Source organism: Kutzneria sp. 744, assembly GCF_000568255.1.
Classification (GTDB): Bacteria; Actinomycetota; Actinomycetes; order Mycobacteriales; family Pseudonocardiaceae; genus Kutzneria.
Genome location: NZ_KK037166.1, coordinates 1,905,417 through 1,926,023, shown reverse-complemented (window position 1 = coordinate 1,926,023; position 20,607 = coordinate 1,905,417). Strand labels below are relative to the sequence as shown.

The following is a 20,607-nucleotide window of genomic DNA, read 5'->3' as shown; positions in this document are numbered from 1 at the left end:
TCAGGCTAACCGCACCGGCAGTTCCCTCATGCCACGCAGGATGATGTTGTCGTTGTACGTCGGCTCGCCGGCCAGCTCCAGCTCGTCCAGCCGGGCCAGCGCCTCGAAGATCAACCGGCCCTCCAACCGGGCCAACGGCGCGCCGAGGCAGAAGTGCGGCCCGTGCCCGAACGCCAGGTGCCGCGACGGCTCGCGCGAGATGTCCAGGCGGTCGGGGTCCTCGCACACCTCGGGATCCCGGTTGGCCGACCCGAACAGCAGGATCGCGGCGCTGCCCCTCGGCGCGTCGAACGAGCCGACCTTGGTGTCCTGCAAGGCGGTCCGCGCGGTGAACTGCACCGGCGGGTCGTAGCGCAGGAACTCCTCGACGGCCCGATCGGCCAGCGCCGGCTCGGCCCGCAGCCGGGCCAGCTCAGCCGGATTGCGCAACAGCGCCAGGGTGCCGTTGCCGATCAGGTTGACGGTCGTCTCGTGCCCGGCGATCAGCAGCAGGATGCACGTGGTGAGCAGCTCGGCCTCGGACAGCACGTCGCCGGCGTCCCGCACCTGCACCAGCCCGGACAGCAGGTCCTCGCCCGGGTTGTCGCGGCGCTTGTCGGCCAGCTGGAGCATGTACTGCCGGAACTCCTCGCGCGCCTTGAACTGCCGCTCCCGCACGCCCTCCGGGATGAGGAAGTCGGGGTCGAGGCCGCGGGCCATGTCGTGCGACCAGGCGACGATCAGGTCCCGCTCCTCGACCGGCACGTCGAACAGTTCGCTGATCACCGCGACCGGCAGCGGGCGGGCGATGGCGTCCATGAAGTTGACGGTCCCGCCGCGCGCCGCGGAGATCAGCTCGGAGGTGGTCTGCTCGATCATCGGGGCCAGGCGCTCCACCACCTTGCGGGTGAAGGCCTTCGACACCAGCCCGCGCAGCCGCGTGTGGTCTGGCGGGTTCATGCCGAGGAAGCTGCGCTGCGGCGGGGGAGTGCTGTTGAGCGGCCCGACCTGGTCGGCCTCGGCGTGCCCGAACTTGTTGTCCCGCAACACGTTCGAGCAGTCCTGCTGCCGGGTCACCATCAGTGGCTGCCCGTCGCCGCCGGAGATCGGTGCGGTCTCCCGCCACTGCCGGTAGGTCGGGTACGGGTCCTGTCTCAGCACCGGGTCGATCAGCGCGAGCATGGACGGTGCGGTCATGACGGCGGCTCCTCATCTGCTTCCGCGCCGGTGAAAAGCCAGCGCAGGGCCCGGCCGAACAGCTCGTCGGGCACGCTGGCCGGGTCCAGCCGGCGCATCCGCACCAGCCCCTGGAACAGCGCGATGACGATGGTCGAGAGCTCGCCGGCCCGGCCGGGGTCCGGCGTCGACCGGGCGATCAGCTCGGTGAGCAGGTCGCGCGGCTCCCGCATCCGCTCGGCGTAGGCGTCCATGAGCTCGGGATTGCGCACGGCGTACAGCCAGAACTCGGCCTGGAGTGGCGCGAAGTCGGCGTCCTTGTCGGCCACCTCGATGACCAGCTGGCTGAACGCGCGCTGGGCTTCGGCCGGCGCGGCGTCGGCCACGATCTCGGCGGCCCTGGTCACCCGGTCGTTGGCCCTCTCCTTGAGCAGCTCGACGAACAGCTGCTCCTTGCCGCCGAAGTTGGAGTACACGGCCCCGATCGAGTAGCCGGCCGCCTCGGCGATCTCGTCCACCGACGCGCCGGCCAGGCCCTTCTGCGCGAACACCCGGGCGGCCGCGTCCAGCAGCCGTTCCCGGGTCAGCGCCTTGGCCTCGGCCCTGCTCAGCCTGCTCACATAGCCGACGCTACTCGGATAGTGAACGCTATGTCAATAAATCCTCAGCCGGCCAGGGCCTTCTTGCACACCGCGCCGACCTGCTTGGCGAAGGCGTCCGGATCGGCGGGCTTCTTGACGCTCATGATCAGCATGCAGGCCCGCTTGTCGTTCTGAGAGGCGAAGACCGCGCCGTCCGCGGTGCGTGTCGCAGGGAAGCCGAGGCCGTCGACCGGGACCATGTCCTTGTAGTCCTTCTTGAAGTCGTCCACCGTCTGCCCCACGAAGTCGCCGGTGTAGACGGTGAGGGCCAGGCGCGTGCCCAGGACCGTGGCGGGATCGGGGACGTAGTCGCATGTGCTGTCGGTGTCGAGGATGTGCTCCAGCTTGCCGGGCCCGGTGGGCACGCCCAGCATCGCCTCGGCGTCGGACCGGGTCAGGTACTGGCACACGTCGATCGGGCCGCCGCTCGCGAGGGAGGCGTCGGTGGGCAGCGGCATGGCCGAGCCGGAGCTGCTGCCGCAGCCGGTGGCGGCGACGGCGATCAGGAGCAGGGGAAGCAGGCGTGCTGTGCGCATGGCGCAGATGCTGCGCCATGCCCCAAGGGGCGACGGCTCCGGATCTGCGCGGCTGCCCTTAGCTTGAGATTTAACCCTCAATGTCTGTTTTTTTGGGCTTGCCGGGGTCGTGTACCGGGGCTTGGCGGGAGTTTCGTGACCCTGTCGGACGTCCAGGACCGGGCCGGGAGAATTTCGGTGCGCTGGCAGGCAAAGCGGCCGTCGGGCGAACCGCGCGAAAACCTCGCCGGACCCGGGTCGGGGACAACCGGGCAGGTGTTGCCGACTTTCGCTCCCAGGGACGCCGTCGATCTTCCACGAGGTGACGGGCCAGCCGAAGCTGGGTGTAGACCGCGATCATCAGCCAGGTCCATCGATCCGCGGCTCCGGGCGTACGGACGCGAGGCGTGGTCCAGCCCAGAGTTTGTTTGAGGAAACGGAAAGTGTGCTCCAGGTCGAAGCGCCGCAGGAACATCTGCCACAGCCGATCCACCTGCCCTGCGGTTGCCGCGGTCGTGGAGTGCCACAGCCACAACGGTTTCGGGGTGCCGGTGCCGGGTAGCCGGTCGACCTGGAGCCGGATCACCGTGCCTTCCATGATCGGCAGGTGGCCGGCGTGGTCGGCCCAGGCGCCCGTGCGGGTCAGCTTGGGGTGCAACCGATCCCAGGAGCGAGCGTGGGCGGCGCCGTAGCGGGTGGTGTCGGTCGTCGTGGTGCGCACGGGGGCCGGCCAGGTCGCCGGATCAGCGAACACGAACCGGGCTCCGTGCCGGGTGCTGCGGCCTCGGGCGCCGGGCTGCCGTGGCGGCGCGGGGAAGGCAAGCACCCGGTCGGACCGTAGTCGCACCAGCACCTGGACCGGGAGGTCGGCCAGCAGGAATGCCAGGCGGGGACCGTCATAGCCGCTGTCGCCGGTGATCCAGATCTCTGGATCGCCGGCGTGCCAGTGTCCGGCGGTGACCAGCGCGTCCACCACGGCGCGGAGTTGGGTGGCGGCCAGGTCGGTGTGGTCATCGTCGGGACGCACGCGCGTCACGTCGAGCATCGCCGTCCACGAGGTGCGGCCGGGTTCCAGGGCGGCGACGAAGGAGTAGGGCCAGCCGGGGATGATCTGGGCTTGGCCGCGACCGCGTGCGTAGGTGTGGCAGAACAGCCGCTCCGGGCTGGTGTTCGCATCCGGGCGTAGCCAGTGGCTCACGTCGATGGCCAACACGATCCGGCCGTCGTCGCAGCGGGGGATCGACTGGCGGGCGACAACGTTGCGGAATCGGGTGATGTCGATCTTGCCCTGGCGCAGGCCGTCGTACAGGGTGCCGTGGCCCCGTCGGTGTTCGGTGGCCAGTGATAACTCGACCAGCGAGGTGACCGGTCCCTCGGCGCACAGTGCCGCGTCGGCCAACTCGAACAACGCGTCCGCCCGTGCGGTCAGACACTGGTAGAACGCCTTACGGAACCCGGACAGGTCCCCCAGCACAGCGGTGGCGCTGGTGTGGTGCACACTGATCATCGAAGCCCTTGGTGTGATCTTCCGACTGTCGCAGGAAGGAATGATCAACCAAGGGCTTCATCCATGATCAACCGGGTGCCGTCGTGGGCACGCCAACCTTAAATCTCAAGCTTAGGTGCCCTTGACCAGGCCGAGCAGCCCGACGGCCCCGAACATCAGGCACAGCACGATGTTCTTCCACCGGTTCTCCACCAGCACGGCCACGAACTCACGCAGGAAGGCGTTGGGCCAGAAGTAGCGGGCGGTGGGCGCGCCGAGCACCTGGCCGTTGACCTTGGCCCGTCGCGCGTACAACGCCGCCCGCAGCACGTGATAGTTGCTCGTGACGATGACGCAGCGGTAGTCCGGCCTGTCCTCCAGCATGATCCGCCGGCTGAAGGTGAGGTTCTCCAGCGTGGTGGTGGACTTGTCCTCCAGCAGCACGGCCCCGGCCGGCACGCCGGTGGAGATCAGGTAGTCGGCCATGGCCCGTGCCTCCGACACGGGTTCGTCCGCGCCCTGCCCGCCGGAGGTGATCATCAACGGCGAGCCGCCGCGGCCACGCACCCGCTCCCACACCTGCCGGCCGCGGTCCAGCCGCCCGGCCAGCAGCTTGGACACCTCGCCGCGGATCAGCCCGGCCCCCAGCACCACCACGAAGTCCACGTCCCGGCGCTGCCGCACCCGGCCGTAGAACACCGAGTAGGCCAGGAAACAGCAGAACACGAAGGAGACGTAGAACAACATGCCGGCGACGCTGATGGTCAGCGAGATCAGCACCGTGTTGCGGCTGCCCAGCGCGAGCAGCGACAACGCGCCGAAGCCGACGATCACCAGGCCGGCCAGCGTGGTCAGCACCGACGAGGCCCGCAGGCCCTCGCGCCGGATCATGGTGAAGCCGTTGACGAACAGGAACACGGTCAGCGCCACCACGGTCAGCGGCACCCCGACGGCCAGTATCAGCAACGGGATGACGGCCAGCGAGCCGAGCGAGCCCAGCGCGGCGAAACCGAGGAAGAACAGCGCGAACACCAGGTACACACCGTTGCGCAGCCGCCTGCGGTCGATGAGGAAGCTGACCAGGAACACCGCGGCCCAGCCGAGGCCGAACGCCAGCCACACCAGCGTGTTCATGGGGCCAGACTGTAGCCGGTCGACCACGCCCGACCGTCAGCGCGTCCCCTTGTCGACGGCCGTTCGGCCCAGCAGCGACACCTCGACGGCGGCGTCGTGCTGGCTGACGAGGACCTGGAACCGGCGGCCGTCCTCGTGCACGAGCACGTCGGCGAACACCAGCGGATCGTCCACAGTGGCCTCGCGCCGCACGCCGGCCGCCGCGGCCAGCGCCTGGTACAGCCGGTAGGTGGCCTCGGGATTGACATCGGGCTGGGTGGAGGCCATGTACTCCACCGGATACGTGCACAGCACCGCCCAGCCGTCGCCGACCCGGTTGCGCAGCAGGCACGGCCGGCCGTAGTCGTCGACGGCCAGCACCTCGGCGGTGATGGGCGTGACGGGCAGGAACGCGCGGGCGTGCTCGTTGCCGCCGGTGTGGAAGCGCAGGACCTGATCCGCCCGCAGGTAGCCCAGATCCTCCACGAACCGCATCGACACGATGTCCTCGAGGATGGGCGCCACCAGCCCGTACCGGAGTTCCTGCCGCACACCGAAGAACTCGTCCAGCCCCGGGAACCACGGCCCGCGGTTGCCGCCGTGCGTGCCCGAGCAGTACGACAGGTACACGGTCGCCCCGCCGCGCGCGAGGTCCCCGAGCCGTCGGAACGTCGGCGCCATCAGCTGACGGGTCGAGGGCAGCAGGTACAGCAGCGCGTCGTCGGCGATGCCGTCCTCCTCCCGCGTGAACCCGGGCGACAGATCGGCCTCGCGGGCGGCGACATAGGCCTGCCGCAAGGATTCGAACACCAGCCGCCGGTCGTCCTCGACCGCCGTGACGGGATAGCCACGCTCCAAATAGGACGACACCACCAGTGCCACCTCGGTGTCGGCCCGGCGCACGTGCTCGAAGTCCACTTCGGACAGTGTGCGGGCGAAGCTCTCCATCTCCCTGAGGGCGGCCTTGGGCCGGCCCTCGCCGTCGGTCAGGCCGAAGTGCATCTCGAACGGGTGGTGCCGGTACGGGTCCTGGTCGGCCAGGGCGTCGAAGTCGGTGTTGTTCCAGGCCAGCCAGCCGGTCGCGCCGGCCAGCATGGTGGTGTGCAGGACCTGCCGGTAGTACTGGGCGGTGTTCTCCTCGGACGCCCAGTCCCCGGACAGCCCGAACTCCTCCAGCACAACGGGTCGGCCGGCCACCGCGGCCAGCTCGCACAGAAAGGCGGCGTTCAGGTTCTGTCGCACGGAATCGGAGTCGGTGGGATAGACGTGCGGGCCGGTGAAGTCCGTGAAGGCGGCCAGTTCCCGCACCGAGAAGCCGTTCTCCACGCCGGTGATCTCGATGCCCCAGGCGCCGTCGCCGATCGACACCGGCTGGGTCGCGCCGCCGGCCCGCACCGCGTGCACCATCAGCCGGGCCCACGCCGTGACCTGCTCGCGTGGCGCGGGCGGCTCGCCGCGGCGGCGGCCGTAGATCGGCATCTCGTTGCTGACCAGCCACGCCACGACGGCCGGATGGTCGTGGAAGCGGCGGGTGATCCGCTCGATGAACCAGGCCTGCCGGCTCACCATCTCCACGTCCGCGTACAGGTCGCGACCGTTGCGCCAGGCCGGATCCCAGTTCTCGCCGGACATGTGGCCGATCAGGAAGGTGGGTATGGAGGTCATTCCGAGTTCTACATGCGCATCGAGGAAGTCGGCGAATTTGTCGACCATTTCCTCGTCGATCCGGTCCGGTTCCGGATGGAAGTCCGGCCAGTAGCAGAACGAGCGGGTCACCGTCACCCGGTGCCGGGCCAGCGTGGCCAGCTCGTCGCGGACCAGCGCCGGGTCGTAGGTGCGCCACATCAGCGGACCGCCGGTGCGCGACCAGAAGTTGACGCCGAGCCAGCTGACGCCGAGTCGCGGTGACGGCCGCTTCACGACGGGCTTCTCCTTTCAGCGGGACTCCGTACGGCGCACGGGATCCGGTCGGTTGACGCCGGGGCACGGGTTCGCCACAGTCGGTGTCACGGTGGTCCCCGCGCTCGGAAGTGGTCCGTTTGTCGCCCTTATGGGGAGCATGCAACGCGGCCGTGACTCCGGTCAACAATTTCCCATTTATGTATCCAGGTTCGTTTCGATGCACAGCCGGTACAGCGTGCTCGGGCGGCCCTTGCGATGAGTCTGCGCGCTGCCCACGGGCTCGACGAGCCCGCCCGCGAGCAGCTTGCGCAGCAGCCGCCGTCCACTCGGGTCGGTGATGCCCAGTGCGTTGGCCAGTTCGCTCGGCGACAGCGTCCGGCCCTGCTGGCGGCGTTCCACCGACACCAGGCGGGACAGCGTCGCCGCGCTCAACCCGACCGCGCGGGCCAGTTCCTCCAGCCGCGGCCCGTGATCCCGCACGGTGAACTCGGACGGGCGGCCGTCCCGGCTCATCGGCCCGACCACGATCCCGGAATGCTCGATCAGGTAGCCGGACGGCCGTCCCTCCGCCTCGGCCCGCGCCGCCGCCCGCTCGGCCAGCGTGACGCACGTGCGGGCCGATCCGCCGATGCCGAAGCCGGCCGCCACCCTGATGCCCAGTTCCTCGTCGGCCCGGTCCAGCACCGGCACGGTGGCCCAGTCGTGCGTCACCTCGTCGAACAGCGCCTTGTGCGCCAGCACGAGCAGCCCCCGCCGGCCGCGGTTCTCGATCAGCGCGTCGGCGAACTCCGGCGTGTTCACCAGCAGGTTCATCAGGCCGACGCGGGCCCGGTCCACGTCCTGGTCACGACTCTGCTCGGCGACGAGGAACACGCCGGCGGCGAAGCGGAACTCGTCCGCGCGGCGGGCCCGGATGCGTTGCCGCAGGTCGTACAGCTCCGCGCGAACGGCCGAGGGGATCGTCTGGGTCTGCACCACCGGCAGCTTGCCCCGCAGCCGGTTGGCCACCTCGACCCGTGCGCTGATCACGTAACCGGAGCGCTTGACCGTGCGCAGGTGGTGGTCCACGACCTCGCTGGCCGGCTGCCCCGGCTGGTAGGGCAGCGCGGTCACGTGGGCCGACTTCAGGTTGAGCGCGGCCGTGACCTCGGCGATCGCGTCGTGGTCGAAGCTGTCGATGGACACCGGCGGCCGCAGGTGCTTGGCCTGCGCGGTGGAGAAGGCCAGGGCCAGCGACAGCGGCGCCGGCCGCAGGATGGTCACCGGGAGCTCGTCGGGCAGCAGGTGCCGGTAGCTGTCGAAGGTCGGGCGGCCCATCAGCAGGCCGTCCAGCGGCTCCCGCAGCAGCTCGGCCACCGTCTCCGGCACGTCCGCGTCGTGGGTGTACTCCGCCCAGCGCAGCGCCAGATCGGCGATGCCGTCCGCCGCCTCGGTGATGACGTTGCGATGTCTCGAATGCAGCACGACTCCGACCGTGACGGTCACTGCTGCACCTCGCTGGCGCCTGGTGTCCGCGTGCGCGGACGCGCTGCGTTGAATGATTCGCTCGCAAGCTCGCTCACTGCGGCACCTCGCTGGCGCTCGGTGTCCGCGTGCGCGGACGCGCTGTGTTGGATGATTCGCTCGCAAGCTCGCTCATGACCGGCCCCCTCCCCGCAGTGGACTGCCCGGCCAGCATGCGTCAGCGCGGTGCGGAGAGTCTCTCGGGCATCACGCAGAAGTACCTTTGGGCACCGACATTTCTGCCCGTTCGGGCCCCGGCGCGGAAATGGTCCCTATCGTCGCATTCAGGCGCGGGCCGGCCGTCGGCGTTCCCGCTGCGCGGCCGGATCGGGTACGGGCGAGGCCAGCAGGAGGGCCTGGGTGTAGGGATGCTCAGGGTGGTGCAGGACGGTGGCGCAAGGGCCTTGCTCCACCAGTTGGCCGCCCCGCAGCACCGCCACCCGGTCGCAGACGCGGTCCACCACCGCGAGGTCGTGGCTGATGAACAGGCAGCCGAAGCCGAACCCGACATGGAGCCGCTCCAGCACGTCCAGCACCGCCGCCTGCACCGACACGTCCAGGGCGCTGGTCGGCTCGTCGGCGATCAACAGATCCGGCCCCAGCACCACGGCCCGGGCCAGGCTGACCCGCTGCCGCTGGCCGCCGGACAACTCGTGGCCGCGGCGGTCCAGCAGGCTCTGCGGCAGCTCGACGGCGTCCATCAGCTCCCGGACCTTGCGCTGCCGCTCGGCCCGGCCCGTGCGGGTGTGGATCACCAGCGGCTCGGCGATGGTCTGCGCGACGGTCTTCGTCGGGTCCAAAGAGGACGCCGGGTCCTGGAACACGACGCCGAGCCGGCGGCGGGCCTTGCTGTCCAGCCTGCCGCCGAACACGTCCACGGCGCCGGATTTCGGCGTGACGAGGCCGAGGGCGCACTGGGCGAGGGTGGTCTTGCCGGAGCCGGATTCGCCGACCAGGCCGACGATCTCGCCCTTGTCCACAGTCAGCGACACGTCGTCCACTACCCGGCGGCCGTGGTACTCCACAACGATGTCGCGAAGCTGGAGCACGGCGTTCTCAGCTGCGTGCCGGTCTTCGTGCTGGGTGTCGCCGAGTTTCGGCACGGCGGCGAGGAGTTGCCTCGTGTAGTCGGCCTTGGGGCTGGCGAACAACGTCTCGGTGTCGGCCTCCTCGACGACCTTTCCGTTGCGCAGCACGATGACCCGGTCGGCGATGTCCGCGACCACGCCGAGGTTGTGGGTGATCAGCAGCGTGCCGGTGCCCTCGGTGTCGCGGATGTCCCGGATCAGGTCCAGGATCTGTTGCTGCACGGTGACATCGAGGGCCGTCGTCGGTTCGTCGGCCAGGATGAGGCCGGGCCCGGCGGCGATGGCGATGGCGATCAGCACCCGCTGCCGCAGGCCGCCGGAGAGCTGGTGGGGATACTGCTTGAGCCGCTTGGCCGCGTCCGGCACGCCGACCCGTTCCAGCAACTCGACGCAGCGGTCGTCGTAGTGCTTGTGCCTGCGGGGCTGGGAATCGTGGTTGCGGATGGACTCGGCCACCTGGAAACCAATGGTGAGCACCGGGTTCAGCGCGGTCATCGGCTCCTGGAACACCATGCCGGCGCCGCGCCCGCGCAACTGCCGGAGCTCCTCCGGCGTTGCACTGCCAATGTCCTGGCCGGCCAGGGTGATCGTGCCCTCGACACGGGCGGACCGGGGGAGCAGGCCGAGCGCCGCCAGCGCGACCGTGCTCTTGCCGGAGCCCGACTCGCCGACCAGGGCGACGATCTCGCCCCTGGACACGGTGACCGACAGGCCGTCCACGGCGACGGTGGAACCGTAGCCGACCCGCAGGTCGTCGATCTCCAGCACCCTTGCCGCGGCGTTCGCGTCGGATGACTCGCTCGCTGCGGGCGCCTCGCTGGGGCTCGGCGTCCGCTCTCGCGGACGCTCTGCGCTGGATGATTCGCTCGCTAGCTCGCTCATGACCGTCCCCTCGCCGCGAACGCGTCGCGGAGCCCGTCGCCGACGAAGTTGATCGCGCACACGATGAGCACGATCGCGATGCCGGGCGGCAGGATCAGCCACCACGCGCCGTCATAGGTGTACGTGATGCCCTTGCTCAGCATCGCGCCCCAGTCGGTGGCCGGTGGCGGCACGCCGAGCCCGAGGAAGCTCACGTAGGCCACCAGCAGGATCGCCTCGGCGATCTGGAACGTGCCGGCCACCACCAGCGTGCCGACCGCGTTGGGCAGCAGGTGGGTGAACACCACCCGGAACCGGCCGGCGCCCATCACCGTGATGGCCTTGATGAAGTCCCGCTCCCGCAGCGTCGCCGCCTCGGCCCGCATCAGCCGGGCCGGCACTAGCCAGGACACGCAGCCGATCACCAGTGACAGCACACCGATCGACGGCGTGATCAGCGTGGCCGCCACCAGCAGCAGGAACAGCGCGGGAATCGCCACGCCGGTGTCGACGATCCGCATCAGCACCGCGTCCAGCCAGCCGCCCACGTAGCCGGCGAGGGCGCCCCAGATCGCGCCGATCGCCGTGGCCAGCAGGCCGGCGAGCACGCCGATGGCCAGCGAGGTCCGGCCGGCGATCATGAGCCGGCCCAGCACGTCGTAGCCGAGATCGTCGGTGCCGAGCGGATGCCCCTGCTGGCCCGGGGAAAGCCGGGCCGCGCCGAGATCGGTGTGCACCTGGTCGGTGTGGTAGAGCAGCGGCCCCAGCAGGCAGAAAGCCAGCACGAGGACCAGGATCGTCGTGCCGACGACGGCGAGGCCGTTCCCGCGCAGGCGGAATCGGGTCGGCACGGCGATGGTGGTCATGACTTCGCTCCCGGCACCCGGACCCGTGGGTCGATCAGCAGTTGCAGCACGTCGGCCAGCAGCGACCCGAGCACGGTGGTCACGGCGATCACCAGCACCACGCCGAGCAGCACGGGGAAGTCGGCGTTGCGGGCGGCGGTCCAGAACAGCAGGCCGACGCCGGGATAGTTGAACATCGACTCCACCACCAGCGAGCCGCCGAACACCACCGGGATCGAGTAGCCGATCAGCGACACCACCGAGGTCAGCGAGTTCGGCCACACGTGCCGCCACAGGATGGTGCGCTCCGGCGTGCCCTTGGCCCGCGCCGTGCGGACGTAGTCCTCGGCCAGGTTGTCCACTGTGGACGAGCGCATGTACCGGCTGTAGGCCACGGCCGTGGCCGCCCCGCCGGCGATCACCGGCAGCACCAGCGATCCCGGCTGGGACAGCAGGTCGGCCAGGGTGTCGCCCTGCGCGGCCTGTGCCGGGAAGATCGGCCAGACCTGGGCGAACAGGATGATCAGCAGCAGCGACAGGAAGAACACCGGCGTCGCGTACAGCACGAACGCCAGTCCGGTGCTGACCACGTCGAACGCCCGGCCGCGCCGGGTCGCCTGCCAGACTCCCAGCGGCAGCGCCACGATGATGCCCAGGATGGTCGAGGTCGCCGTCAGCACAAGGGTTTTCGGCAGACGTTCGGCCAGCAGCGTGCTGACGTCGGTGTTGAGGGTGTACGACGCGCCGAGATCGCCGTGCAGCAGTCGGATCAGATAGTCCCAGTACTGCACGGGAATCGACTGGTCGAAGCCCTGTGACTTGTTGAACGCGTCGATCTGCTCCGCGGTCGCCTTCACGCCCAGCACGCCGCGCGCGGGGCCGCCGGGCAGCAGGTGCAGGATCACGAACGTCACCACCGTGACCAGGAAGACCACGAGCAGGGCCAGCAACAGCCGGCGGGCCAGGAAACGGGTCATGGCGTCACCTCCGGTACCAGCGCTGGGGTTGCAGGCCCGCCAACGGATCCTGCGTGATGCCGCCGATCGAGGTGTCGATGGCCGACACCTGGTAGGGCGGGTTGGGCATCCAGATCACCGGCAGCTGCTCGGCCAGCCGGGCGCTGTAGTCCATCATGGACTGCGGAGAGGTGGACAGCGTGGACGCGCCGATCAGGTCGTCGGTCGGCTTGTCCCGGTAGTTGCCGAAGTTCACGCTCGCGTCGGTCGCGAACAGCTGCTCGCCGCTGGGATAGGCCGGGAAGTACCAGCTGCCCTGCGTGCCGAAGTACGACAGCTGCCAGGAGCAGGCCGGGCTGCTCGGCTCGCAGGTGGTTCCGTTGGCCAGCACGGTGTTCAGCGGCTGGGCGTTGATCCGCAGCTCGATGCCGACCCTGGACAGCTCCGACTTCAGCTCCTGCATGGTGCCGTCGGTCTCGTCGGAGCCCGACTCGGTCAGCAGCGTCATGGACAGCCGGGCGCCCTTGTCGACGCCCTGGCCACACTTCTCCGGCTCCTGACAGGCCTGGATGCCGTCGGCGCCGATCTGCCAGCCGTGATCGGCCAGCAGCTTTCGGGCCGCGTCGAGGTCGAACGGATACGGGGTGTTCTTCTGTGTGTCGGACAGGAAGGTCGGGTCGTTGTCCTGGGGCACCGGGCCGTAGCCGGGAGTGGCCGTGCCGCGCCAGATCACCTGCGAGATGGCCTTCTGGTCGACCGCGTGCTGGATGGCCTGCCGGACGTAGAGCTGCTTGAAGACTGCGCCCAGGGCCGGATTGTTGAAGTTGTACGGGATGTAGGTGATGGACCAGCCGTTCCACGGCTCGATCCGGTACCCCAGCGACTCCAGCTTGGACTTCTGGCCCAGGTTCGTGGTCGGCACGTAGCCGTAGTCCACGCCGCCGGCCAGCAGCACGTTGTACTCGGCGGCCGAGCTGGTGAACGTCAGGAACGTGATCTTGTCCAGGCGCGCGGCGTCTTCCCCGGTGTAGCGCGGGTTCCTGGCCAGCGTGACCTGGCCGGTGGGGGAGAACGACTCCAGCGCGAACGGGCCGTCCACGACCTTCCACAGTGGATTGCTGTTGTAGCCGCCGAGGTTCTTGGCCTGCGCCACCAGGTAGTCGAAGGTCTTGCGCGGATCCGGGTCATGGGCCCAGGCGTGCCGGGGCAGCGGGGTGATCAGCGCCAGCTGGTTGGCCGTGAACCAGCCCGGGTTGTACGTCTTGTCCAGCGTCAGCGTGAAGGTGTGGTCGTCGACGACGCGGAAGTCGGTGACGTCGTCGGGCATCAGGCCCTTGGAGTAGGCGCCCCAGTCGTCCTTGGCCGCGCGCACCAGGTCGAACCAGAACTGGACGTCCTGGCTGGTCAGCGGCGTGCCGTCGGACCAGGCCAGCGGCTTGAGCGTGATGGTGACCGACTTGCCGTCCGGGGCGTACACGGGCGGCTCGGCGGCACTGGCCTTGTCGTCGCGGGCGACCGCGCCCGACGAGCCGTCGTAGGCGTACAGCGGCAGGAACAGCGCCGACTGGATGACGCCGTTGTAGCTGGCCGTGTAGCCCGGGATGGCCAGCGGCAGGATCCAGTTCGGGGTGGCCGAGGGCGGCAGCGCGAAGCTCACGGAGTTCGGGCCGCCCACGCCGTGCCGCACCTGGCCGCCGGCGCAGGCCGTGAGCACCAGACAGCAGATTATGGCGGCCACCCGGCCGAGCCTTCGTCGCATCCCGCCTCACTTTCAACAAAGCTGTTGTAAGTCCTCTTGCTGGGATTTTTCGGCTGACTATACTCACGGCGGCGGCTGGGTGAACTACTGGCGAGGCGGTGTTCTCGACACTTGAACCAGAAATGTGTCAACGATGCACGGGCTTGAGGCCGGGGCCGCCCGCGTGGTGGAGCTGGTCGCCGCCGGCCGCGCCACCTCCCGCAATGAGCTCGCCGTCGCACTCTCGCTGCCACCGTCCACAGTGAACCTTCGCGTGCACGCCCTGTTGAGTGTCGGAGTTCTGGTGGAGCAGGGCGAAGGGCGCTCGCAGGGTGGGCGTCGGCCGCGGCTGCTGACCGTGAACGCGGACTTCGGGCACGTCTGGACCATCGACATCGGGTCCCGACACGTGCGGCTGGGGCCGATGGACATGACCGGCTCGTTGATCAGCACCCACGAGCTGTCGATCAGCATCGACACCGATCCTTCTTTGCTGCTGGATGAAATCTTCGTCGCCGTGAACTCACTGGAGGCGACCGAGCGGCCGGCGGGGCGGTGGCTCGGGGTCGGCGTGGGGCTGCCCGGGCCGGTGGATGTCGCGGCCGGCACCGTGACGCTGCCGTCGCGAATGCCCGGCTGGCGCGGGTTTCCGGCCCGTGAGGCGTTGCAGCGGTTGTTCCCGGTTGCGGGGGGTGATCGACAACGGACGCCAACCTCCCTGGCCCTGGGGGCAGGCTCGGGCGTGGGGGCTCCGGGGGGAAGCCGTTGGTGGTGGTCCAAAGGCCGGGCACCCGGCATCGGCTCGGGGGCTGGGTCGTTCGACGGGGGCGGCCTGCCCCGCCGGCCGGGGACGGGGGGCCGCCGGGGGCCATCAGCCACGTGCGCATCCCCAACCCGGGCGGCGGATCGGCCGTGCACGTGCGGGATCACGGCTGCCTGGAGACCGTGGCCAGCGGCGCGGCGTTGGTGGGCAGCTCGGCGTGGCCAGCACCGCCGATGTCCTTGCCGCGTCCGAGGATGCCAACGCCACCGTGATCACCGCGATCCGCCGGGCCGGCGGACTGTTGGGGGAGGTGCTGGCCACCGTGGTCAACTTCGCCAACCCCGACGCTGTGCTTCTGGGCGGGGCTTTGGCCGGTGCCGAGGCCTTCGTAGCCGCCGCGCGTGGGGCCCTGTACGAGCGTTGTCTGCCGCTGGCCACGCGTCGGCTGCGGATCGACACCGTGCTTGGCGGCGTCGACGCCGGTCTGCTCGGGGCCGGCTCGCTGGCCCTGGAATCGGTTCTGGACGAGGCACTACGAGGGGAGTCGCGCTGATGACGCGCATCGGGATCGCCGGGATTGCCATCGAGTCCAGCACTTTCTCGCCCCATCGGACCACTGTGGACGATTTCCGCGTCACCCGCGGCGCCGATCTGTTGGCACGGTACTCATTCCTGGATCCTTCGGTTGAGTGGGTGCCGCTGCTGCACGCCGTGTCTCTACCCGGGGGTGCGGTCACCGAGGAGACTTACGCCGCCCTGTCAGAGGAGATCTACGCCCGGCTGCGCTCGTGCGGACCTCTGGACGGCCTGTTCTTCGACATCCACGGGGCGATGAGCGTGGTCGGCCGGGTGGACGTGGAGGCCGACCTCATCGAGGGCATCCGCGCCGTCATCGGGCCCGATGTGCTCGTGTCGGCGTCAATGGACTTGCACGGCAACGTTTCCCACCGCCTGGCCCGTGCGCTGGACCTGATCACGTGCTACCGCAAGGCCCCGCACACCGACGCCTGGGACACCCGTGAGCGGGCCGTGCGCAACCTCGTCGATCGGCTGCGAGACGGGGGGAAGCCGTTGAAGGCGTGGGTGCAGGTGCCTGTGCTGTTGCCCGGTGAGAAGACCAGCACCCGCATCGAGCCCGCCCGCAGCGTCTACGCGTTGGTGGACGAAGTCGAGGCCCTGCCCGGGGTTCTCGACGCCGCCATCTGGGTCGGCTACGCCTGGGCCGACGAACCGCGGTGCCAGGCCGCCATTGTCGTCACCGGCGACGACCTCTCGGTGATCACCGCGCAGGCCTCCCGTCTCGCCCAGGCCTACTGGGACGCCCGGCACGACTTCGCTTTCGTTGCCCCCACGGGAAGTCTGGCCGAGTGCGTCACGCAAGCGCTTGCCAGCCCCGCACGGCCGTTCTTCATCAGCGACTCCGGCGACAACCCCACCGCCGGCGGCGCCGGCGACACTTCGTGGAGCCTGCGGGAACTCCTCGGCATGCCCTCGGTCCTCGCCCAGAACACGATCTACGCCCAGATCGTCGATCCCGCCGCCACGGCCGCCGCCGTCCGGGCCGGCATCGGCCAGCAGGTGACGGTCTCCGTCGGCGGGCACATCGACTCCGGTCCGTGCGGTCCGGTGCCGCTGACCGCCGTCGTCGAGGCCATCGACGCCAACGACCCCGTCGCCGGGGTCGCCGTGGTGCTGGGGGTGCAGGGCCTGAAGGTGATCGTCACCGAGCGCCGCAAGCCGTACCACCTCGAATCCGACTTCCTGGACCTCGGGCTGTCGCCGCGCACCGCCGACCTGGTCATCGTCAAGATCGGCTACCTGGAGCCCGAGCTCTACGACATGGCCGCCGACTGGCTGTTGGCCCTCACCCCCGGTGGCGTCGACCAGGACCTCCTCCGGCTCGGGCACGTGGGCATCCAGCGGCCCATGTTCCCCTTCGACCCCGACATGCCGCCGCCGTCCTTCACGCCCGTGTCCACTTGGTGAGACGGGAAATGCCTCCGGCCTCGTCGGCGTTGTTCGGTACATGACTTTCGCGGGCGAGTGGCAGGCGTGGCACACCGAACGTGAGCAGGGATTGGCCGACCCGTACGGCTGGCTGGCCTTGGTCTCCCTGGACTGGCTGGAGGACGGCCCCCGGTCGTATCCCGGTTTGCCCGGGTTGTGGTGGCAGGACTCCGAGGCCGCCTACTTCGACCCCCAGGGCGCTTCCGCGACCTATGAAGGTGGTGCCGTCACGGAGGTTCTGAGGTTGGAGCTGGTCAACAGCGGCTCCGGCGCCCGGGTCACCGCCGGCGACCTGGAGATCGAGGTCGCCCGTCGCTCCGGTTACCTCATCCGCGTCCACGACCCCAAGGCGTCAGTGTTGCGCGAGTTCCGTGGCGTGCCGGCCTACGAGCCGTCCGAGTCCTTCGTCTTCTCCGGCGTCTTCGAGCCCTTCGACGCGCCCCGCCCCACCACCGTCGGCGCCGTCGTCGAGGGCCTCAGCCACGTCTACACCGCCCCCGGCCTCGTCCGCTTCTCCCGTGACGGCGTCGAGCACACCCTCACCGCCTTCAACGGCAAGTCCGGCGGCTTCAGCATCTTGTTCACCGATGCCACCAGCGGCGTCACCACCTACGCCGCCAACCGCTCCCTGGCTGTCGCCGCCCCCGCTTCCGGCGGCGCCGTGACCCTCGACTTCAACCGCGCCGTCAACCTCCCGTGCGCCTTCACCGACTTCGCCACCTGCCCCCTCCCGCCCGAGGGCAACCGCTTGCCCTTCCCCGTCGAGGCCGGCGAGAAGACCCCTTACGAGCGCTCCTGACCCTTGTCGGGCCACAGGCTGGGCAGGTTGACCACGATGCCCTCCTGGCTGCTCCGGGCGATGATCACCACCGCCGGCTCGTCGCCCGGGTTCTCTTCCCGGTGCGGCACATACGGCGGCACGAACACGTAGTCGCCCGGCCCCGTCTCCAGCCTTGTTTCCTCGTCCCCGTCCGCGAAGACGAACACCGGGTGCCCTTCCTTCACGTAGATGGCCGTCTCCGCCTCGCCGTGATGGTGATCGCCCGAGTTCGTCGCCGGGGCCACGTGCGTCTCGCCCATCCACACCTTGCTGGAGCCCACCGTCTTCCCGGAGATCGCCTCCAGCCGCGTCATGCCGTTCGTCTGGCCGGTGTCCCCGGTCAGGCTCGCGCCCTTGATGTGCCGCAGCGGCTGATGCCAGTGATCCGTCACGCTGCCAGTATCACCGCTTGTCACGCCGGGGCCATCACCGCGTTGGCCGCGTTGACGCCGCTGAACACGATCGCCGCCAGCACCAGGATGCCCAGCGGCGCCAGCACACACTGCCTCGCCGTCCGGCCCATCCTGGCCACGCCGATCGCCCCCACGATGACGCCCAGCACCGCCGCGCCGATCCCGTACGGCGTGTTCTCCGGATTGCCCGTGCCCGTGGCGAGGTAGATGCCCTCGCCGATCAGCACCGCCGTCGGCACCGCCAGCCCCACCCCAACCCAAACCCTCATACCCCCCATCATCCCCAACCCCGCGAGTCACGCTCACAGACACACCGAAATACGGTTTCAGACAGGTGTTCATGAGGATGCGTCAGGTAGGCCAGCGCTGGCCGGCCAGGACGGCCAAGTGCAGGGCCACCAAGGTGTTCTCCAGGTCAGGAAGCTCGGCGGCCCGGTTGTGACGGACGCGCACGCTGACGAGCTCCGTGGTGGCGCCGGCCAGGGCGAGGTAGGCGTCGTAGGGCACGGTTGGCCACTCGGGGTGGTGGCCGAGGGCATGCCGGTGCCAGGTGCGGTTCAGCTCGGCGAAGCGGTGCTGGGCGGCGTCCATGCGGTTCACGGCCCCGGCGCCGGCGGCGGGCATGTCGATGTAGAAGACGCGGGCGAAGGCGGGCTCGTCGGCCAGGAAGCGGAGGAACGCCCGGCACGAGGCGCGCAGGATGGCCTCGGGGGCGGAATCCGGGGGCAGGGCGCGGGTGGCGCCCACGACGGCGTCCACGAGCAGGTTGCCGCCGTAGGCGGTGGCGGCGAGGAAGCAGTCCTCCTTGTCACGGAAGTGGGCGTAGAAGGCGGCGCGGGAGACGCGGGCGCCGCGGACGATGTCGGCGACGGTGATGCTGTGGAAGCCGGCAGCGGCCACGGCGGCGACGGTGGCGGTCAGCAGGCGCTGGCGCTGAGCGGCCCGGACCTCGTCGGCGGGCAGGCTGGAGCGGCCCCGGGGCAGACCCGGGGCGTCGTCGTGCCGTCTGGCCAGGGAGCCCTCTTGTCCCACCGTCCGCCAACCCCTAAAGTACGGCCGCGTACCTGTGACCTGTGACACAGGTTATCGCTGCGGACAACGTAGTCCGAAGGAGGCGTCGATGAGCGTCCTGTGGCAGCGTCGGCTGGATCACTACCCCGAAACCGGGCGGCGCCTCTGGTACCTGGGAATCGTGGTCGTGGCGACGGTCGTCCTCTACTACGAGCTGTACGTGCCGGGCGCGGTCGCGACGGAGATCATCGCCCACTATCACATGACTTTCCCTTACTACGTCTACATCTCCGTGGTGGGCAACGCGATCGGGGCCTTCTCCTCGCTGCTGGCCGGCCTGGCCGACCGGTGGGGGCGGGCCAACCTCGTGGCGTACGGCCTGGGCGTCACCGGCCTGCTGACGCTGTTCGGCATACCGAACGCCCCCGACCAGTTGACCTTCGGCGTGCTGTTCGCCCTGGTCAGCTTCGTCGAAGGGATCATCCTCGTCGCCACGCCGGCCCTGGTGCGCGACTTCTCGCCGCAGCTGGGCCGGGCCTCGGCGATGGGCTTCTGGACGCTCGGACCGGTGGTCGGCAGCCTCGTGCTGTCCGAGGTCTCCAGCAACACGATCGGCGTGCTGCCCGACTGGCGCTCCCAGTTCGTCATCTGCGGCATCGTCGGCCTGGTCGTCTTCGTGATCGCCCTGTTCGGGCTGCGCGAGCTGTCGCCCAACCTGCGCGACCAGCTCATGGTCAGCATGCGCGACCGTGCGCTGATCGAGGCGCGGGCGGCGGGCATCGACGTGGCCAAGGCGATCGAACGCCCGTGGCGGCAGATGATGACCTTGCGGGTGGTCGGCTCGGCCTTCGCCATCGCGGTGTTCCTGATCATCTACTACACCGCCGTCGGCTTCTTCACCATCTACTTCACCACCATCTACGGCTTCAGCCTGGCCCAGGCCAACGGCATCGGGAACTGGTTCTGGGGCATCGACGCGCTGTCGCTGATCGTGGTGGGCGTGATCTCCGACCGGCTGGGCGTGCGCAAGCCGTTCATGCTCGTCGGCGGCCTCGGCGCCATCGTGATGACGATCGTGTTCCTGACCCGCGCCACCGCGCCGGACACCGGCTACTACACCTTCGTCTGGATCATCAGCGTGCTGGCGGTGTTCATGGCCATCGCCTACGCGCCGTGGATGGCGAGCTTCACCGAGACCGTCGAACGCATCAACCCGGCACTGACCGCGACCGGCCTGGCCGTGTGGGGCTGGATCATCCGGGCCGTGGTGGCGCTGTCGATCTTCGCCCTGCCGTTCGTCGTCACGTCCATGACGCCGCTCGTGCAGTACGGAACCGAGGTCTCCACGCTGGCCGCCAAGTACGACACGCAGCTCAAGACCATCGCCGTCGTCGACCCGACGACGCTCGGCGCATTGGGCCGCAACCCGGCCGATCCCGAGGCCGGGACCAAGGCCGTCGCCGAGATCATGCAGGGCCAGAACGTCGACCAGGCCACCGCGGTGGAGCGGCTCAAGGCGGCCGCGGCCGTGCCGAAGGCGGACATGGCGTTCCTCCAGGAGCACGCCGCCGAGGTGCAGGCGGCCGCCGCGGCCACGCCCGGGCAGTGGCAGAACTGGTGGTGGGTGTGCGTCGGCGGCGAGGCGGTGTTCCTGCCGTTGATCTTCGTCATGGTCGGGCGCTGGCGGCCCAGGCAGGCCCGCGCCGACCTCGCCGAGCATCAGGCCCGTGTCGACGAGGAGCTGGAGCAGCTAAGTTCATCTACCGGAGGGACTACCACGAGCTGAGAAG

The 20,607-nt window shown here is 69.7% G+C and carries 18 protein-coding genes; 4 read left to right on the top strand and 14 right to left on the bottom strand.

Features of this window, described 5'->3' with window-relative positions; all coding sequences use genetic code 11:
- From KUTG_RS08480 to KUTG_RS08430, 11 genes are all read right to left on the bottom strand, one after another.
- Positions 1-1,176 (bottom strand): cytochrome P450, encoded by a 1,176-nt coding sequence (locus tag KUTG_RS08480; protein ID WP_043716176.1) that lies wholly within the window; start codon positions 1,174-1,176, stop codon positions 1-3.
- Entirely contained in the window at positions 1,173-1,775 is a 603-nt protein-coding gene (locus tag KUTG_RS08475; RefSeq protein WP_043716174.1) for a TetR/AcrR family transcriptional regulator, read from the bottom strand. Before KUTG_RS08475 ends, KUTG_RS08480 begins: the two co-directional genes overlap by 4 nt.
- 44 nt (positions 1,776-1,819) lie before the next feature.
- Entirely contained in the window at positions 1,820-2,332 is a 513-nt protein-coding gene (locus KUTG_RS08470; protein ID WP_043716172.1) for a hypothetical protein, read from the bottom strand.
- Positions 2,333-2,402: 70 nt separating this feature from the next.
- Complete coding sequence (locus KUTG_RS08465) at positions 2,403-3,818, bottom strand: NF041680 family putative transposase (protein WP_043715290.1); 1,416 nt, start codon at positions 3,816-3,818, stop codon at positions 2,403-2,405.
- A gap of 111 nt (positions 3,819-3,929) precedes the next feature.
- Positions 3,930-4,931 carry a YdcF family protein gene (locus KUTG_RS08460; protein WP_052394217.1) on the bottom strand — a complete coding sequence of 334 codons (1,002 nt, stop codon included), beginning with the start codon at positions 4,929-4,931 and terminating at the stop codon, positions 3,930-3,932.
- A 36-nt stretch (positions 4,932-4,967) separates the two neighbouring features.
- The gene (locus tag KUTG_RS08455) at positions 4,968-6,830 is read right to left on the bottom strand and encodes a cellulase family glycosylhydrolase (RefSeq protein ID WP_043716169.1); all 1,863 of its coding nucleotides are present in this window, start codon (positions 6,828-6,830) and stop codon (positions 4,968-4,970) included.
- Between the two features lie 177 nt (positions 6,831-7,007).
- Entirely contained in the window at positions 7,008-8,297 is a 1,290-nt protein-coding gene (locus KUTG_RS08450) for a MarR family transcriptional regulator (protein ID WP_043716167.1), read from the bottom strand.
- A 302-nt stretch (positions 8,298-8,599) separates the two neighbouring features.
- Positions 8,600-10,171 carry a dipeptide ABC transporter ATP-binding protein gene (locus tag KUTG_RS08445; protein ID WP_043716165.1) on the bottom strand — a complete coding sequence of 524 codons (1,572 nt, stop codon included), beginning with the start codon at positions 10,169-10,171 and terminating at the stop codon, positions 8,600-8,602.
- Positions 10,172-10,281: 110 nt separating this feature from the next.
- On the bottom strand, positions 10,282-11,130 hold the full coding sequence (locus KUTG_RS08440; RefSeq protein ID WP_043716163.1) for an ABC transporter permease: 849 nt from the start codon (positions 11,128-11,130) through the stop codon (positions 10,282-10,284).
- On the bottom strand, positions 11,127-12,086 hold the full coding sequence (locus tag KUTG_RS08435) for an ABC transporter permease (RefSeq protein WP_043716162.1): 960 nt from the start codon (positions 12,084-12,086) through the stop codon (positions 11,127-11,129). Before KUTG_RS08435 ends, KUTG_RS08440 begins: the two co-directional genes overlap by 4 nt.
- A gap of 4 nt (positions 12,087-12,090) precedes the next feature.
- Positions 12,091-13,824 (bottom strand): peptide ABC transporter substrate-binding protein, encoded by a 1,734-nt coding sequence (locus tag KUTG_RS08430; RefSeq protein WP_043716160.1) that lies wholly within the window; start codon positions 13,822-13,824, stop codon positions 12,091-12,093.
- A 959-nt stretch (positions 13,825-14,783) separates the two neighbouring features.
- Between KUTG_RS08430 and KUTG_RS63320 the strand changes: the two genes are divergently transcribed.
- Genes KUTG_RS63320 through KUTG_RS08415 form a run of 3 tightly spaced genes read left to right on the top strand, consistent with a single transcriptional unit; the run spans position 14,784 to position 17,372 of the window.
- A complete protein-coding gene (locus KUTG_RS63320) occupies positions 14,784-15,119 on the top strand; it encodes an ROK family protein (protein WP_052394216.1) in 336 nt (111 codons plus the stop codon).
- The gene (locus KUTG_RS08420) at positions 15,119-16,552 is read left to right on the top strand and encodes a M81 family metallopeptidase (protein WP_043716159.1); all 1,434 of its coding nucleotides are present in this window, start codon (positions 15,119-15,121) and stop codon (positions 16,550-16,552) included. The genes KUTG_RS63320 and KUTG_RS08420 overlap by 1 nt, the downstream gene beginning before the upstream one ends.
- Before the next feature lie 40 nt (positions 16,553-16,592).
- Positions 16,593-17,372 carry a DUF1684 domain-containing protein gene (locus KUTG_RS08415; RefSeq protein ID WP_043716156.1) on the top strand — a complete coding sequence of 260 codons (780 nt, stop codon included), beginning with the start codon at positions 16,593-16,595 and terminating at the stop codon, positions 17,370-17,372.
- Here KUTG_RS08415 and KUTG_RS08410 read toward each other — a convergent pair.
- From KUTG_RS08410 to KUTG_RS53115, 3 genes are all read right to left on the bottom strand, one after another.
- Positions 17,357-17,785 carry a cupin domain-containing protein gene (locus KUTG_RS08410; RefSeq protein ID WP_043716153.1) on the bottom strand — a complete coding sequence of 143 codons (429 nt, stop codon included), beginning with the start codon at positions 17,783-17,785 and terminating at the stop codon, positions 17,357-17,359. The genes KUTG_RS08415 and KUTG_RS08410 overlap by 16 nt on opposite strands.
- A 20-nt stretch (positions 17,786-17,805) precedes the next feature.
- Positions 17,806-18,075 carry a hypothetical protein gene (locus KUTG_RS08405; RefSeq protein WP_157494407.1) on the bottom strand — a complete coding sequence of 90 codons (270 nt, stop codon included), beginning with the start codon at positions 18,073-18,075 and terminating at the stop codon, positions 17,806-17,808.
- An 82-nt stretch (positions 18,076-18,157) separates the two neighbouring features.
- Complete coding sequence (locus KUTG_RS53115; protein ID WP_052394215.1) at positions 18,158-18,838, bottom strand: TetR/AcrR family transcriptional regulator; 681 nt, start codon at positions 18,836-18,838, stop codon at positions 18,158-18,160.
- Between the two features lie 88 nt (positions 18,839-18,926).
- Between KUTG_RS53115 and KUTG_RS08395 the strand changes: the two genes are divergently transcribed.
- Positions 18,927-20,603 carry an MFS transporter gene (locus tag KUTG_RS08395; RefSeq protein WP_043716150.1) on the top strand — a complete coding sequence of 559 codons (1,677 nt, stop codon included), beginning with the start codon at positions 18,927-18,929 and terminating at the stop codon, positions 20,601-20,603.
- Positions 20,604-20,607: the final 4 nt, after the last annotated feature.